Origin of the sequence: Paenibacillus sp. IHBB 3054, from assembly GCF_051594305.1 — a bacterium.
Taxonomy (GTDB): Bacteria; Bacillota; Bacilli; order Paenibacillales; family Paenibacillaceae; genus Paenibacillus_AQ.
Genome location: NZ_JBOFBG010000009.1, coordinates 123,342 through 138,141, shown reverse-complemented (window position 1 = coordinate 138,141; position 14,800 = coordinate 123,342). Strand labels below are relative to the sequence as shown.

The following is a 14,800-nucleotide window of genomic DNA, read 5'->3' as shown; positions in this document are numbered from 1 at the left end:
GAACTATTAACCATTCCTGCTGCATCCGGACAACAAAAAAACGGGACCTGTAAAGGTCCCGTTTCTTTGGATAAATAAGGTTGTGTAGACGAATTACATCATGCCGCCCATACCGCCCATGCCGCCCATATCTGGCATTCCGCCGCCTTTTTCAGGCTCCGGTTTGTCAGCGATGACAGCTTCGGTGGTCAGGAACATTGCAGCTACGGATGCTGCGTTTTGCAGCGCGTAACGAGTTACTTTGGCAGGGTCAACGATCCCTGCTTCGAACATGTTCACCCACTCATCGGTAGCAGCGTTGTAGCCGATGCCGATAGCTTCTTTTTTCAGACGGTCCACGATTACGGAACCTTCTTGACCAGCGTTTGCTGCGATTGTGCGGACAGGCTCTTCCAGAGCGCGCAGTACAATGTTCACGCCTGTTTTTTCGTCGCCAACTGCATTTACAGCAGCTACAGCAGCATATACGTTCACAAGAGCAGTACCCCCACCGGAGACGATACCTTCTTCAACCGCAGCGCGGGTTGCGTTCAGGGCATCTTCGATGCGAAGCTTGCGTTCTTTAAGTTCTGTTTCAGTTGCAGCGCCTACTTTAACAACGGCTACGCCGCCGGCCAATTTAGCCAGACGCTCCTGCAGTTTTTCCTTGTCGAACTCGGAAGTGGTTTCTTCCAGTTGGGAACGGATTTGGCTTACGCGTGCATTGATGTCCGCTTTGTCGCCGCTTCCGTCTACGATTGTAGTGTTTTCTTTGGTTACGCGCACTTGACGGGCGTTACCCAGTTGTTCGATAGAAGTGCTTTTCAGGTCCAGTCCAAGCTTCTCGGTGATCACTTGGCCGCCAGTCAGGGCAGCGATGTCCTGCAGCATAGCTTCGCGGCGGTCGCCAAAGCCAGGAGCTTTAACAGCAACAGCGTTGAATGTTCCGCGCAGTTTGTTCACGATCAGCATCGCCTGTGCTTCGCCTTCGATATCTTCAGCGATGATTACGAGCGGACGCGCCTGTTGTACGATCTTCTCAAGCAGCGGAAGAATTTCTTGCGTGCTGCTGATTTTTTTGTCGGTGATCAGGATGTACGGGTTCTCCAGAACAGCTTCCATTTTGTCCGTATCAGTGATCATATAAGGGGAAATATAGCCACGGTCGAACTGCATGCCTTCTACCACTTCAAGCTCAGTCAGGAATCCGCGGGATTCTTCAACGGTGATTACGCCGTCTTTGCCGACTTTTTCCATAGCTTCAGCAATCAGTTGGCCCACTTCATCGTCAGCAGCGGAGATAGCAGCTACTTGAGCGATAGCCTGGGAGTCTTCGATGGGTTTAGCAATATTCTGCAGTTCAGCAACAGCTGCTTTAACCGCTTTGTCGATCCCTTTGCGGATAACCATCGGGTTAGCGCCTGCAGTTACGTTCTTCAGACCTTCACGGATCATGGCTTGTGCCAGAACAGTTGCAGTTGTAGTACCGTCACCAGCTACATCGTTGGTTTTGGTAGCAACTTCTTTAACGAGCTGTGCGCCCATGTTCTCGAATGCATCTTCAAGTTCGATTTCTTTGGCGATGGTAACACCGTCATTGGTGATCAGCGGGCTGCCGAATTTCTTCTCAAGCACCACGTTGCGGCCTTTAGGTCCGAGTGTAACTTTTACCGCATTTGCCAAAGCATCAACACCGCGCAACATCGAGCGGCGGGCGTCTTCACTGAATTTAATTTCTTTTGCCATTGTGTAATTAACCTCCTAAATTTTTGTGAGCGTTTCTTCTTGAATCGGTATCGTGCAAAACTGGCTTTGAAAGCATCGCTTAGTTTTGTGTAAGTAATTTAGCTATAACTTATGAACGGTCTTCTTAGTCAAGAATCGCGTGAATGTCGCTTTCTTTCATAATCAAATATTCTTTACCTTCGTATTTGATTTCAGTTCCGGCATATTTCGAGAAAATCACGCGGTCGCCTTCTTTAACTTCGAGTGGTACACGTACTCCGTCTTTCAATGCACCGCTGCCTACAGCGATAATTTTACCCTCTTGCGGTTTCTCCTTAGAGGAGTCCGGAAGCACAATCCCGAAAGAAGTGGTTTCCTCTTGCTCGCTTGGCTCTACCAATACGCGTTCACCTAGTGGTTTGATCATGAAAAATAGCCTCCTTTGAAATTATGTTGTTTACCTTGAAAACATAGATAGGGCACCGGTGAATCCCAAGGATTCATGCGGCAGTTATGAAAATATCGTCTTAAGCGCAGCTTTTAAGCGCTAATCCCATATTTTCGGGCAGCATTAGCACTCAACCCTCTGTAGTGCTAACAACAATTTTTATGATACTCAACTTGAGGACGGATTTCAAGTCCTTTTACGTAAATTGTGATCTGTTTTTGGGAAAAATATGGTTTCGGAGGTTGTCCGGCACATACCCTCATACATTCTATCCAGCAGAAAATAAAATATGCTGCGGGTTGCCAGGGCAACGAACGTTTCTCCGCCATTCGGATGCTGAGCCTCGCCAATCTGCTGTTAGTATGCAGTTTCAATAGGATATGCACTAGTATCCCGCTGGCAGAAGCCAGCCTCAACTGCAGCAGCTGGCCACAGCCGCAGAGCAGCCCTGCGGGAGTCTTCTCCCTGCCGGGCCTACTCTTTCCTGACGTAGCGCGCCTCCCGCTCGTTGTCCATAGCCAGTTGCTTGCGGTAAACGAACGCAGACAGAAACACGCTGAACTCATACAGCACCAGTAGCGGGATCGTCACCAAAAAGTCCGAGATGAAATCGGGTGGTGTGATGACCACTGCGATGAAGACGAGCGCAAAATAGGCGTATCTCCGCATCTTACGCAGCCGCAGCGGATTGAGAATTCTCAGCTTCGTCAGGAACATAACAAGCAGCGGCAGCTCAAAGAGCAGAGCCAGCGGAATCACCAAGCTGAACATAAAACTGAAATACTGTGCGATTCCGTAGGTTTCTTCCAGTCCCATGCCGCGGGTGATCGAGATGGTAAACGACAGCGCCATCGGAAATACAATGTAATAGGCAAAAGCAATGCCCAGCAGAAAAAGGATAAACACATAGGGCACATACCGCAAAGCCGCACTCCGCTCCACTTGCCGCAGCCCGGGACTGATGAAAGCCCACAGCTGATAGACGATGAAAGGCAGGGATACCGTTAGCGAAACTGCCATGGCAATCTTCATGTACATGCCAATGCCATCCCAGAAAGAGAAGGCATGCAGCACAAAACCCTGGGCATGGTCCGCATGGATCAGGTATAAATAGATCGGTTTGGCGACGAACAGTCCGCCTATGAGACCCACTACAAAAACAATCAGCACGTAGATAATCCGCCTACGCAGTTCGGTGAGATGTTCAACTACCGACATTTCTTCCGGTTCCAGAGTCATGACAGACACCACCCAATTGACATATGTATAGCATGATTAATGGCAGAAAAAAAGGGCGTCTTCCCAGTCTGAAACAGAACTGAGAGAAACGCCCCCGCGTAATGGATGGTATTACTCCGGCAAGCGTCTGTCCTGCGGGAGTTCTGTTGCTAATATGTGCGGGGCCGGCGGAACAGGAGCCTCACTCTTCTTGGCCGGCTCAGGTTCGCTGATAATTTCACGCGCCCCGTCCTTGAATTCACGGAAGGTCCGCCCGACTGCCCGGCCAAGCTCAGGAAGCTTGTTGGGGCCAAAGAGCAATAGCGCTAAAATGACCAGTAAAATAATTCCGGGAGCACCAATACCGTTTAGCATAGTCATTCCTCCTTGTCACTTTGTCCGTTCATGATATCGTTAACAATAAATTAATAATACCATAACTTATGTCACACATCCATCTGTTATCCAGGGTGATTCCTGTGACAGGACTGGAATTGACAAGTTTATTGACGGTACTGGCCGGTTACCATGAGTAGTGCTTCAGGCAGTTGATCCATAATCGCTGCCAGATTCTCATGGACACCCTTCGGTGTACCCGGCAAATTAACGATCAGCGTTCTCCCGCGAATGCCGCAAATGCCGCGGAACAGCATAACCGCACGGTTCTTCTGCATGACGGTACTGCGCATGGCCTCAGAGAGGCCGGGCACCTCCCGCTCAATCACACGCCGTGTAGCTTCCGGCGTAACATCACGAATCGCCAGATCAGTTCCTCCGGTAGTCAGCACCAGATCCGCCTGGAAATAATCCGTAAGTTCAATCAAAGCAGCAATGATCTCATCCTGCTCATCCGGCACGATCCGGTACTCAATAATCTCACCGCCGAGCTCCTCTTCCACCAGTTCCCGAATAACCTGGGCGCTCGTGTCTTCCCGTTCGCCCCTGGCCCCTTTATCGCTGGCCGTCAGGATTGCTGTTTTCCACGCCATAGGTTGTCCCTCCCTCTCTATGTATTATGTATGGAAGGCCTGCATTGCGCTGCCTTCTCGCACTTTCCGCCAAGAAGAACGGCTGCGCCGCCCTTTTTAGCAAATAAATACGTCCGCGGGTAATACTCTGAATGACACTCAGGTATCTGTTGTTGCGCTAAGCCTATTGCCACTCCTATGCTTCCAGCGAGTAATCTCCGTTTTTCCCGCCGCTCTTGGATACCAGCATCGTCGGACCGATAATCATGTCCTTTTGCAGCGCCTTGCACATGTCATATACAGTCAGCGCCGCCGCAGAAACCGCAGTCAGCGCCTCCATCTCCACTCCGGTCTTTCCGGTCGTCTTGACGGTTGCTTCTATATAGAGTTCATCTTCGCTGTTATCCGAGAAGCTGATATCAACACCGGTAAGCGGCAGCGGGTGGCACATTGGAATCCAGCTGGAGGTGTTCTTCGCGGCCATAATTCCGGCAACCTGGGCAACAGCCATAACATCGCCTTTGCCGATCTTGCCCGCTTTAATGGCCGCAAGCGTGTTCGGGTCCATCTGCACCTTGCTCCGCGCGACAGCTGTCCGCTTGCTAATTTCCTTGTCGCTGACATCCACCATGCGCGCTCTGCCCTGCTCATTGAAATGGGTTAACTCCACAGCTCCCTCTCCTTCCGGCAATGAATAATGCCGTCTTCCGTAATCAGCATGTCCATATAGGCATCATGGTCATCCATCGGCACTTCCTGCACCAGCTGCAGTCGGTACGCCAGTCCGGCCCATACCGGCGGTCTGGCGGATTCCGGAAGCTCCGCTTCCCAAGCTGCCCGCAAGCGGTCATAGTAGCCGCGCCCGTAACCGAGCCGTCCGCCCCGAGAATCGAAGGCCAGCCCCGGCACGAATACAACATCCGGCACTCCCTCAGGGCACGGGAGCTCTATAGCGCCGGTAATCGGCTCTTGAATCCCGTAAGCTCCCGGCGCCAAATCCTCCCAGGAAGCTACCGCATGCAGGCTCATCCTTCCGCTAGCCTGAATTACCCGGGGCAGCACTACCTTACGTGCTTGCGCCCAAGCCGCGATGATAAGCGGACGTGTATCCAGCTCCGAGCGGAACGAAACATAGGCCATGAATGAAGATGCTCCTTCCTGCCGGAGCCATTCTGATGCATGACTGCAGGCCAGAGAAGACCAGGACGTCCTCTGATCCAAGGACAGACTGTCACGGAGGGCGGCTTTCTCCGCGCGAAGCTCCCGCTTCCACTCAGCTAGCGGGAGCTTTTGGCCCGTCATAAGCAGCCGCCTCCTCTTGTTCATATACCTAGCTTATCATAGTTTGTAAACTCAGTTTACCACTCTTCTCCCCGGTTCGCCAAGGTAGCTTGAATCACGTTGTTATACGAATCAATGCCCAACTATTTTTCGCTCCAGTACCCGGATTCTCCCTTCGGACGCTGGGGTGCACCTCTCGCGCCGCAAACGCTTTTCATGTAAACTATAGAATAAGTATGTAATATGGCCGAAGCGTTCAAAGCCGAGGCGAAATAAGCAAGGGCGGAGGTTTCATCGGTATGCTTCTTCAAGCGACAGGAATTACGAAATCATATGGGATACAAAGCGTGCTGGACGGCATAAGTCTGCAAGTAAACGAGAAGGAAAGAGTGGGGCTCGTCGGCGTCAACGGCGCCGGCAAATCCACCTTTCTGCAGATTCTCGCAGGCGAGATGTCTTTTGACAGCGGGCAAATTCATAAATCCAAGGAAACCACAATCGGCTACCTGGCCCAGAACAGCGGCCTCCAGTCGGACAAGACCATTCAGGAGGAAATGCTGGCTGTCTTTGCTCCGCTGATTGAAGCGGAAGCCGAACTGCGGCAGTTGGAAGCCAGTATCGCCGATCCCCGGCTCGCGGAGGATCCGAAGCGGTATGAGGACCTACTGGAACGGTATGCCAAACGTTCGGATTGGTTCAAGGACCACGGCGGATATGAGATGAATACGCGGATTCGCAGCGTGCTTCATGGTATGGGCTTTGGTGAATTTGCACCGGAGACACCTATCGCGACGCTAAGCGGCGGGCAGAAAACGCGGCTGGCACTGGCCCGTATCCTGCTTCAGGCTCCGGATCTGCTCATGCTGGATGAGCCGACCAACCATCTGGATATCGAGACGCTCACCTGGCTGGAAGATTACCTGCGCGGCTATGCCGGCGGCATCCTGGTCGTCTCCCATGACCGGTATTTCCTCGACCGGCTGGTCACGACCATCGTTGAAATTGAACGGCATCAGTCCCGGAGATACACTGGGAACTACAGCCGCTACATGGAGCTGAAAGCTGCGGAGTATGAAATCCGCATGAAGCAATATGAGAAACAGCAGGATGAAATCTCGCGGATGGAGGATTTCGTGCAGCGTAATATCGTGCGCGCCTCCACCACCAAGCGTGCGCAGAGCCGCCGCAAAGCACTCGACAAAATGGACCGCCTCGACAAGCCGCTGGGGGATCTCAAGAAGGCCAGCTTCTCCTTCGAGCCTGATTTCATGTCAGGCAAAGAGGTGCTGCAGCTCCGTGACGTCGCTGTGGCCTTCAACGAAAAATCGGCACCGCTGTTTCAGCATGCTTCCTTCGAGCTGCGGCGCGGCGAAACTGCGGCGCTGATTGGCCCGAACGGGATCGGCAAATCCACGCTGCTGCAGTGCTTGACTGGCACCCGCGAACCTTCGGCCGGAACGGTCAACTGGGGAACAAAAGTGAAAATCGCATACTACGACCAAGAACAGACCCGGCTGAATCCGCGCAATACGGTGCTGGAAGAGTTATGGAGCGAGTACCCGATGCTGGAAGAAGCGCGAATCCGCACTATCCTCGGCAACTTCCTGTTCAGCGGCGAGGATGTCCTGAAGAAAGTCGCTGCCCTCAGCGGCGGCGAGAAAGCACGGGTAGCACTCTCGAAGCTCATGCTGCGCGGTGCGAACATGCTCATTCTCGATGAGCCGACCAACCATTTGGATCTGGTGAGCCGTGAAGTACTGGAATCGGCGCTAATCGATTTCGAGGGAACGCTGCTTTTTATCTCCCATGACCGTTATTTTCTTAATAAAATGGCCGAGCGTGTTCTGGAGCTTCACCCCGGCGGCATCGACCAATATCTCGGAAATTATGACGACTATGTCGAGAAGAAGAAGGAGCTTGAAGACATCGCACTGGAGGAAGCCGAACTTGCCTCTGCCAAAGCGTCCCGGAATGCTGACATCGAAGCTTCAGCAGCGGAAAAAGGCACCGCTTCTTCCTATGAAGCCGACAAACAGGCCAAACGCGAGGAACGCAACCGCCAGCGGCGGATTTCCGAGCTGGAAGAGAACATTGCCCGGCTTGAGGAAGACATCGCCCGTGTCGAAAATGAAATGACCAAACCTGAAGTTTATCAGGACTATATGGCGCTTCAAGAACATGAAAGCGACCTGAAGAGCAAGAAAGCGAATCTTACAGAATTATTTAGCGAATGGGAAAACCTTGCTGACGAATAATGTAAATGCGTTAAATAAATATTTTTTAAGTGTTTCTGATTTGTTCAAAAATACTTATCCACAAGCTCATCCACAGATTTCGTGTATAACTCACGCTTCAAAAAGGCCCTTGGGGCCTTTTTTTAGGCGTAAAATCGCTATTTTCGTTGTCAAGGACTTTTTATCCACCGAATTATCCACATTATCCACAATTTCCACAAGAAATGTCCTCTGGAGAAGTCAGCATTTTGAGGCTTCAAAAAAAGGGCGTTATTGCTGATTTTACACGGTTTTTACACAACCCGGACAGAATATGTGGATAACGTTGTCCACATCTTGACAAAAGATGCATTCGCTAATTTTCTACCTTTTTCGCCAAAAAAATTAGAGGTGCTCCAGCAGTAAAAAGCCCTCATCCTGCTGTGCACAGGATGAGGGCCTTTCCATGTACTCCTCAGTCAGAAAACTCAATGCCCTGAGGAGGATTCTTCGCGCTCCTTTAGGATTCCGCGGCCTGAAATTCCGCTGCTACCGGATCAGCCTCTTCCCCGGCAGACAGCAGCGCCGAATTGCACGCAGCAATGTAGGCAATCCCCGCCGCCATTACAATATCCTGATGGATCGCTGTCCCCCGGAATTTGCAGCCTTCCCATTCCACCATTACAGCAGCCTCAGCCTGAGCGTTCTCACCGCTGCCGAGCGAATGCAGCTCCAGACCGTCAAAGCGGATCTCTTCAGTGATGCCTTGCGCGATCGCTGCAATGACTGCCTCCAGCGGACCGTTGCCGGTGCTGGTATGCGAGGTCTCCTTGCCGCTTTTCAGGTGATGCACCGTAACGGCAGCTACACGGCGCGGCGCACTGCCGGCCAGCACCTGAACCTCGCCCAGCCCGTAGACCTGCGCCTGCTGCCCTGTTGTGCTGCTGACCATCCGCAGCAGTTCGTCGTCGCTGACAGCCTTTTGACGGTCAGCGGTCTCCTTGAACGATTCGTAGAGCGCGTCAAGCTCTGCCGAATCCAGGGCAATACCGTACTTCGCTGCCCGGTCCTTCAGCGCATGTCTGCCGGAGTGCTTACCCAGAATGATCATGCTGCGCGGAATGCCCAGCCGTTCAGGGTCCATGATCTCGTAGGTGCTGCGGTCCTTCAGCAGGCCGTCCTGATGAATCCCCGATTCATGCTGGAAGGCGTTTCTGCCGACAACCGGCTTGTTGTAGGCAATCGGAAAATGCATCGCCCCGCTGATGATCCGCGAAGTATCGTACAGCTTTTCGAGAACGATTCCCGTCTCTGCGCCAAGGACGTCCCCGCGGGTTTCCAGAGCCATAACCAATTCCTCCAATGCACAGTTGCCTGTACGTTCACCAACGCCGTTGACCGTGACCTCGATTTGGGTCGCGCCGCCCGCGATCGCTGCCAGGCTGTTCGCTACAGCAAGGCCCAAATCGTTGTGGCAATGGGCACTGTAGCTCACGTTCCCGCCGCCTCTGGCACCCAGCCGCACCCGGCGGAACATCTCTCCGTATTCCTGCGGCAGCGCATAGCCGACTGTATCCGGCAGATTAATAATAGTCGCCCCTTCTTCAATGACCGCTTCCACCATCTCGATCAGATCGTCGATCCCTGTCCGTGCGGCATCCATGGCGGTAAATTCCACGACATCGCAGAACTGGCGGGCATAGGCTGTCATTTCGCGGGCGGCAGCAACCACCTCGGGTCTGCTTTTGCGCAGCTGATGGCGCAGGTGAATGTCGGAAGAGGAGATGAACAGGTGAATCCGCCGGCGCTGCGCGTCCCGGGTTGCCCGGACTGCGGCATCAATGTCACCTTTGACCGCGCGGGCGAAGCCGCAAATCTCTACGCCCTCCACCTTGCGGGAAATCGTCTCCACCGCTGCAAAATCACCCGGACTCGAGACCGGGAAACCCGGCTCCAGCACATCGACACCCAGTTCGGCGAGTTTGTAGGCCAATATTATCTTTTGCTCGGGAGTCAGGCTCGCACCGGGGGCCTGCTCACCGTCTCGCAGTGTAGTGTCAAAAATCTGTATACGTTTCTTCACCGGAATAATCATGGAATAACCTCCTGAAAGTGGGTTGATTGACCGCATCCCCTTAGTGTGAGTATGCATTTTGCTGAGTTGGTCAGCGTGGTGGTCTGAGCTTTTGTATTACATTTTGGATTACATTTTTGCATTGCCGCTTGTATTACAGTTTGTATTACAGTCTGTCTAACATATTGTGATCCTGTCTGTCTCACACTTTGTCTTTCAGTCAGTCTTACGTGTTCTTCCCTGGCACTTCTTGCGCAGAACCGCACGTCGACTTGCGGCTCTGCTGATTTCCCCTCCCACTGCTGCCGGCAGCAAGTAGAGAGTAGTCCTCCCGCAGCATGCGGAAAGCCGTCACTCTCAAACGCCGTTACCGGAGGTCTCCGGTCCCCCGTTCACCTCCTGAACAACGCAAAAACCCGCCGTCTCAATAAAGAGACGGCGGGTCACCCCTCCGCGGTACCACTCTTTTTGACGCATAGGCTCCTGGTAATACCAAGCCCAGCTGCGTCCAGCTCTTCCCCATGTATCCCGTACCGGTTCCATTAGGAACCAACCGCGATACATGAAGGTCCGTTAACGGGGACAACCGTTGCGGCGTACCTCAAGCCTTTCCGCCGCTCCGCTCCCGGGCGAGATTCAATGTTTTCCGGTGACTGCGTCGCACCACCCCGCAGCTCTCTGTTCACCTTCGTCATCTACTGCTCCCGTTCATTGCGTGTATTCATATTGATTTTGACCTCTGAATCCCTGAAAATCCATACAAAAAAGCCTGCCATCTCATTCAAGAGACGACAGGCTGTTAACCCTCGCGGTACCACTCTTGTTGATATCACGGATCAGCCAAACCTCTGCCATCCTAAGATATCCACTTTACAGCCAAGTAAGATTATCCGGCCTCTTAATAATTCAGCCTGTCTTACCCGACCACCCTCTCACGGAGGTAACCCGTAACGGTGTACGAAAGGTACGGCAATCCTGCACGCCGTTCAACGCTCCTGTGAACAGGAGGCCTCTGCTTCCACCGCTCCGCTCCCGGACGAGTTCAGGGCTCCTTCGACTGCGTCGCACCTGCCCGCAGCTCTCTTATCCCGGAGTTTCCTTACTGCTTCCATTCATCGCGTTTGTTTCGTTTAATTGCCCTTGATTATACCCGCGGCTCCAGATGCTGTCAATAGGCGGCTACCGACCACTTCTCCAGCGACAAGCCGGGATCGGCGACCATGTCCAGCGGTGTGTCTCCGTCATGCATCCATTTGACATAGGCCGCGGCGCCGATCATCGCCGCATTGTCGGTGCAGTACACCGGCGGCGGGATGATCAGTTCGATCTTTTCCTTAGCACAACGGGCAATCAGAGCTTCACGCAAGCCCATGTTCGCGGCAACCCCGCCGCACAGCAGCAGCTGTTTGGCCTCGCAGGCTTTTACGGCACGGACGGCTTTCTCTACAAGCACCTCGACAACCGACTCCTGGAAACCGCGGGCGATGCCGGCAACATCCGGTGTGAGCCCCTTCATCTTACTCTGGTTGACTACATTCAGCACAGCCGACTTCAGACCGCTGAAGCTGAAATCATAGGAATCCGGCTCCAGCCAGACCCGCGGCAGCGGCACAGCTTCCTCCGCCTCACGGGCCAGCCGGTCTACATGGGGGCCGCCGGGATAAGGAAAACCAAGTGCCCGCGCCACTTTGTCATAAGCCTCACCTACTGCATCGTCACGGGTGCGTCCAATGATCCGGAATTCCCCTTCCCGTTCCATATTCACGAGTTCAGTGTGTCCCCCGGACACTACAAGAGTCATGCAGGGATACTGCAATTCCTTGACCAGCCGGTTGGCATAAATATGCCCGGCAATATGATGCGTGCCGATCAGCGGCTTGCCCCAGGCCAGCGCAAGGCTCTTGGCCGCAACTACGCCAACCAGTAGCGCGCCGACCAGCCCAGGACCCTGCGTTACGGCAACTGCGGTCAGCTGTTGTGGCTCAACACCCGCCGCTGCCAGCGCTTCTTCGATCACCAGCGTTATAACCTCGACATGCTTGCGTGAAGCCACCTCAGGAACTACACCGCCGAACGCGCGGTGTGTCTCAATCTGGCTTGAAATGATATTCGACAGCACCTCGCTGCCGTCCTTAATGACCGCGACCGATGTCTCATCACAGCTGGTTTCAATGGCTAATATAAGTACAGGCTGAGCTCCGCCCGTTTCTGTCTTCATTTCAGATCCACGCTTCCTTCCATCATTCCATGCTCCTCGTACTCCGGCAGATCCGCCCACATAATAAGCGCATCCTCACGGTTGTCCGAATAGTAACCCTTGCGGGTACCCGCGGGCCGGAAGCCTTTTTTTCGATATAAATTCTGGGCTACCTCGTTGGAGACCCGCACCTCCAGCGTAATCGACTTCATGCCTAAATAAGCGGCTGTCTTCATCAATTCATCCAGCAGCCTGTCCCCCCATTTGCGTCCCCGGTAGGCCTCGAGCAGGGCGATGTTCGTCACATGGGCTTCGTCCACAATTGCCCACATCCCGGCGTACCCGATAATATGGCTCTCCAGCTCCATAACCATATATTTAGCGAAATGATTATGCGCCAGCTCGTTGCGGAACGCTTCCTCGGTCCATGGCATAGTGAAGGCTTCCCGCTCAATTACAAGAATTTCGGGAATATCCTCCAGCTTCATCAGGCGGAAAATAAGCTCGCTCCCCTGGTCTCTAATTGGCTCCGATTCCGTCATCTTTTGTTCAGGCTCCCTTCACTGCTCCGGCGCAGATTCGCTTCCGCTTCGGAAAGCTGGGTATAGTTCGGGATTAACCCGTGAATATCGTCACTCCCCGCCAGCAGCCGTTCCTCACCGAGGAAGCCTGTCCAGCGGCCCTCCAGCTCATAAGGCACGGCCCGCACACAACCTTCTTCCATCAATGTACGAAGGCTGTCCTCGCTGCCGTGCAGCTCGGTCTCCCCGACAAACCACAGGATACGCGGCTTTACGCCCTCTGCCGCTGCCTGCTTAAGCCGTTCTTCCAGCTGCAGCACCCAGTCTGCCATAAGGCGGATCGCATCGGGCTCAAGCCGCTGCGGGGCCTCATCGCCATTGGCGGCAAACAACGCCGTATAGGCTTGGCCCCGACGCGCGTCGAGCAGCGGAATAATCCAGTCCGGGCCGTTCCCGGCCTTCTCCGGCACCTGTCCTTCGGCTTCCGGGTGCTGCTGCGCAAGAGCGGCGCCAAGGCCGCCCCAGGCCAGTGCATGCAGGCTCGACACGCCTGCTACCGGAACCTTCCAGGCCCAGGCCAGCGTCTTCGCTGCTGTAACCGCAATGCGCGTTCCCGTATACGAACCGGGCCCGACTCCAACGGAGACTCCAGCCAGCATATCGGAGGTAGTCCCGGAAGCCTGCAGCGCCTCCTGAATAATCGGCAGCAGATGAACCGAGTGGTTCCGCTCCCCGGATGCATTGATTTCATGCAAAAGCCTGCCGTCTCCGGTTATGGCCACACCCAGGACAGCCGTTGATGTATCCAGCGACAAAAACCGCTTGCGCGGCTCTTTATTTTCATTCGTCATCTTTCTTTACCCCACTTCTGGATCAGAGCCCGGCAGACCGCGCCGTAAGGCTCTCCGATTCCGGTAACCGTGATCAGTCGCTCGTCCGGCCCGGCTGTTTCCATGTATATATGCAGATGCCTCGGAGGCATCAACTCTTGTATAATGCTGCTCCATTCCACCAAGCAAACGCCCTGTCCGTAAAAATATTCATCCAGCCCCAGCTCGTCCGCTTCCTGAAGCGAAATCCGGTATACATCCATATGATACAGCGGCAATCTGCCTTCATATTCTTTAATAATTGTAAAAGTAGGACTGTTTACAATCCCCTGTACGCCCAAATGGCGGGCATACCTCTGCGAGAATGCCGTTTTGCCCGCACCCAAATCGCCGTCCAGGCCGATAACCATCCCCGCCGTTGAAGCAGCAGCGACAGCGGCAGCGAGCAGCTCCGTATCCTGCAAGCTGTAAGAACGGTAAGTAAACACCGTTTCAACATTATTGTCCAAGCTGCAACTACCACCTTTTAGAATATACCTTGCCGGTAACAATACTCTTAATTATATCGGTATGGTACTGCTACCGCAACAACCCGCTCTGCTTCTTTCCCTCGGCAGCAAAGCCCCCGCTTCCGGTCTTTCTTATGCTGCAAGTGCAGTTATCCGTTCCCGGGCGCCGGGAGAACAGGCTATGCGAGTCCACTTATTCTAACGGTTTCATAATTCGTATGCAGCGGCAATTGCCAAATACAAAAAACCGATTGAATAGGGGTTATCCCTTCAATCGGTTGGGTTCATTGCCTTCCATTAATTCTAACTTCCCTGCTCCTCCAGCCGATCCACACCGACGGTATGCGTATTGGTCGGACGAGATCCGACCTGTACCGTAGCCATGCCATTATCTGCATCAACATGCTCAATCCATACCGGCTCTCCATCCAAATGCACGGAGATCATTTCTTTGGAGGCATAAATAGCCTTCGCCCGCTGTACATCCATTTTTTTGGCTCCTTAAAGTTTTGTGAGCAGATGCCCCATTGATTTACCTTCGTACAAAACTATATAAGTTGAACTTTAGATTTACCGAGCCGGCATATAACGCAACTGCGGTGAATATTTGGACTTCCGGCCGCTGTTGTCTACAGATTTCTTGATGAATAACCGCTCTTAGCGGTGGAGATCCGTATACAAAGGCGGTCGCTATCGCTCCTACAGTTCCAAAATTCCCCTCTGCTGCTTTTGCCTCTAGGTAGTTCTTTTGTTCAACTAATATAGCTTCGGGAAGCTTGCGCTTTATTTTTGTAAATATACGCTTTTTTGCACCCTAGCTTGATTCCATTCCTTCAC

General features: G+C 53.3%; 14 protein-coding genes and 1 other annotated feature. Of the genes, 1 reads left to right on the top strand and 13 read right to left on the bottom strand.

Features of this window, described 5'->3' with window-relative positions; all coding sequences use genetic code 11:
- Positions 1-93 precede the first annotated feature (93 nt).
- From groL to ACQ76X_RS13080, 7 genes are all read right to left on the bottom strand, one after another.
- Entirely contained in the window at positions 94-1,725 is a 1,632-nt protein-coding gene (gene groL, locus ACQ76X_RS13110) for a chaperonin GroEL (protein ID WP_038586705.1), read from the bottom strand.
- Between the two features lie 124 nt (positions 1,726-1,849).
- Complete coding sequence (gene groES / locus ACQ76X_RS13105) at positions 1,850-2,131, bottom strand: co-chaperone GroES (protein ID WP_249896980.1); 282 nt, start codon at positions 2,129-2,131, stop codon at positions 1,850-1,852.
- 495 nt (positions 2,132-2,626) lie between these two features.
- Positions 2,627-3,391, bottom strand: a complete 765-nt coding sequence (gene tatC, locus ACQ76X_RS13100) for a twin-arginine translocase subunit TatC (protein ID WP_038586700.1) — start codon at positions 3,389-3,391, stop codon at positions 2,627-2,629.
- A 111-nt stretch (positions 3,392-3,502) separates the two neighbouring features.
- Positions 3,503-3,745 carry a twin-arginine translocase TatA/TatE family subunit gene (gene tatA, locus ACQ76X_RS13095; RefSeq protein ID WP_038586698.1) on the bottom strand — a complete coding sequence of 81 codons (243 nt, stop codon included), beginning with the start codon at positions 3,743-3,745 and terminating at the stop codon, positions 3,503-3,505.
- 128 nt (positions 3,746-3,873) lie between these two features.
- Positions 3,874-4,359, bottom strand: a complete 486-nt coding sequence (locus ACQ76X_RS13090) for a MogA/MoaB family molybdenum cofactor biosynthesis protein (protein WP_038586695.1) — start codon at positions 4,357-4,359, stop codon at positions 3,874-3,876.
- A 175-nt stretch (positions 4,360-4,534) separates the two neighbouring features.
- Positions 4,535-5,008: a cyclic pyranopterin monophosphate synthase MoaC gene (moaC, locus tag ACQ76X_RS13085; RefSeq protein WP_438494355.1), complete on the bottom strand. Its 474-nt coding sequence runs from the start codon at positions 5,006-5,008 to the stop codon at positions 4,535-4,537.
- Complete coding sequence (locus ACQ76X_RS13080) at positions 4,999-5,640, bottom strand: 5-formyltetrahydrofolate cyclo-ligase (protein WP_438494353.1); 642 nt, start codon at positions 5,638-5,640, stop codon at positions 4,999-5,001. Before ACQ76X_RS13080 ends, moaC begins: the two co-directional genes overlap by 10 nt.
- A 278-nt stretch (positions 5,641-5,918) precedes the next feature.
- Here ACQ76X_RS13080 and ACQ76X_RS13075 point away from each other — a divergent pair, with 278 nt between their 5' ends.
- Positions 5,919-7,874 (top strand): ABC-F family ATP-binding cassette domain-containing protein, encoded by a 1,956-nt coding sequence (locus tag ACQ76X_RS13075; protein WP_438494351.1) that lies wholly within the window; start codon positions 5,919-5,921, stop codon positions 7,872-7,874.
- Positions 7,875-8,352: 478 nt separating this feature from the next.
- Here the strand turns inward: ACQ76X_RS13075 and ACQ76X_RS13070 are convergent, their stop codons facing one another.
- The 6 genes from ACQ76X_RS13070 to ACQ76X_RS13045 form a co-directional block, all read right to left on the bottom strand.
- Positions 8,353-9,927 carry a 2-isopropylmalate synthase gene (locus ACQ76X_RS13070; protein WP_438494349.1) on the bottom strand — a complete coding sequence of 525 codons (1,575 nt, stop codon included), beginning with the start codon at positions 9,925-9,927 and terminating at the stop codon, positions 8,353-8,355.
- 407 nt (positions 9,928-10,334) lie between these two features.
- Positions 10,335-10,627: a binding site (T-box leader), on the bottom strand.
- Between the two features lie 447 nt (positions 10,628-11,074).
- The gene (gene tsaD / locus ACQ76X_RS13065; RefSeq protein ID WP_438494347.1) at positions 11,075-12,124 is read right to left on the bottom strand and encodes a tRNA (adenosine(37)-N6)-threonylcarbamoyltransferase complex transferase subunit TsaD; all 1,050 of its coding nucleotides are present in this window, start codon (positions 12,122-12,124) and stop codon (positions 11,075-11,077) included.
- On the bottom strand, positions 12,121-12,645 hold the full coding sequence (rimI, locus tag ACQ76X_RS13060; protein WP_438494345.1) for a ribosomal protein S18-alanine N-acetyltransferase: 525 nt from the start codon (positions 12,643-12,645) through the stop codon (positions 12,121-12,123). Before rimI ends, tsaD begins: the two co-directional genes overlap by 4 nt.
- A complete protein-coding gene (tsaB, locus tag ACQ76X_RS13055; RefSeq protein WP_438494343.1) occupies positions 12,642-13,475 on the bottom strand; it encodes a tRNA (adenosine(37)-N6)-threonylcarbamoyltransferase complex dimerization subunit type 1 TsaB in 834 nt (277 codons plus the stop codon). Before tsaB ends, rimI begins: the two co-directional genes overlap by 4 nt.
- Positions 13,472-13,963: a tRNA (adenosine(37)-N6)-threonylcarbamoyltransferase complex ATPase subunit type 1 TsaE gene (gene tsaE, locus ACQ76X_RS13050; protein WP_438494341.1), complete on the bottom strand. Its 492-nt coding sequence runs from the start codon at positions 13,961-13,963 to the stop codon at positions 13,472-13,474. Before tsaE ends, tsaB begins: the two co-directional genes overlap by 4 nt.
- A 303-nt stretch (positions 13,964-14,266) precedes the next feature.
- Positions 14,267-14,452, bottom strand: a complete 186-nt coding sequence (locus ACQ76X_RS13045; RefSeq protein WP_438494339.1) for an H-type small acid-soluble spore protein — start codon at positions 14,450-14,452, stop codon at positions 14,267-14,269.
- Positions 14,453-14,800 lie beyond the last annotated feature (348 nt).

Bases quoted from the DNA above. Each gene is read 5' to 3' on its own strand.
- groL (WP_038586705.1), bottom strand. From the start codon at position 1,725: ATGGCAAAAGAAATTAAATTCAGTGAAGACGCCCGCCGCTCGATGTTG.
- groES (WP_249896980.1), bottom strand. From the start codon at position 2,131: ATGATCAAACCACTAGGTGAACGCGTATTGGTAGAGCCAAGCGAGCAA.
- tatC (WP_038586700.1), bottom strand. From the start codon at position 3,391: ATGACTCTGGAACCGGAAGAAATGTCGGTAGTTGAACATCTCACCGAA.
- tatA (WP_038586698.1), bottom strand. From the start codon at position 3,745: ATGCTAAACGGTATTGGTGCTCCCGGAATTATTTTACTGGTCATTTTA.
- ACQ76X_RS13090 (WP_038586695.1), bottom strand. From the start codon at position 4,359: ATGGCGTGGAAAACAGCAATCCTGACGGCCAGCGATAAAGGGGCCAGG.
- ACQ76X_RS13080 (WP_438494353.1), bottom strand. From the start codon at position 5,640: ATGACGGGCCAAAAGCTCCCGCTAGCTGAGTGGAAGCGGGAGCTTCGC.
- ACQ76X_RS13075 (WP_438494351.1), top strand. From the start codon at position 5,919: ATGCTTCTTCAAGCGACAGGAATTACGAAATCATATGGGATACAAAGC.
- ACQ76X_RS13070 (WP_438494349.1), bottom strand. From the start codon at position 9,927: ATGATTATTCCGGTGAAGAAACGTATACAGATTTTTGACACTACACTG.
- tsaD (WP_438494347.1), bottom strand. From the start codon at position 12,124: ATGAAGACAGAAACGGGCGGAGCTCAGCCTGTACTTATATTAGCCATT.
- rimI (WP_438494345.1), bottom strand. From the start codon at position 12,645: ATGACGGAATCGGAGCCAATTAGAGACCAGGGGAGCGAGCTTATTTTC.
- tsaB (WP_438494343.1), bottom strand. From the start codon at position 13,475: ATGACGAATGAAAATAAAGAGCCGCGCAAGCGGTTTTTGTCGCTGGAT.
- ACQ76X_RS13045 (WP_438494339.1), bottom strand. From the start codon at position 14,452: ATGGATGTACAGCGGGCGAAGGCTATTTATGCCTCCAAAGAAATGATC.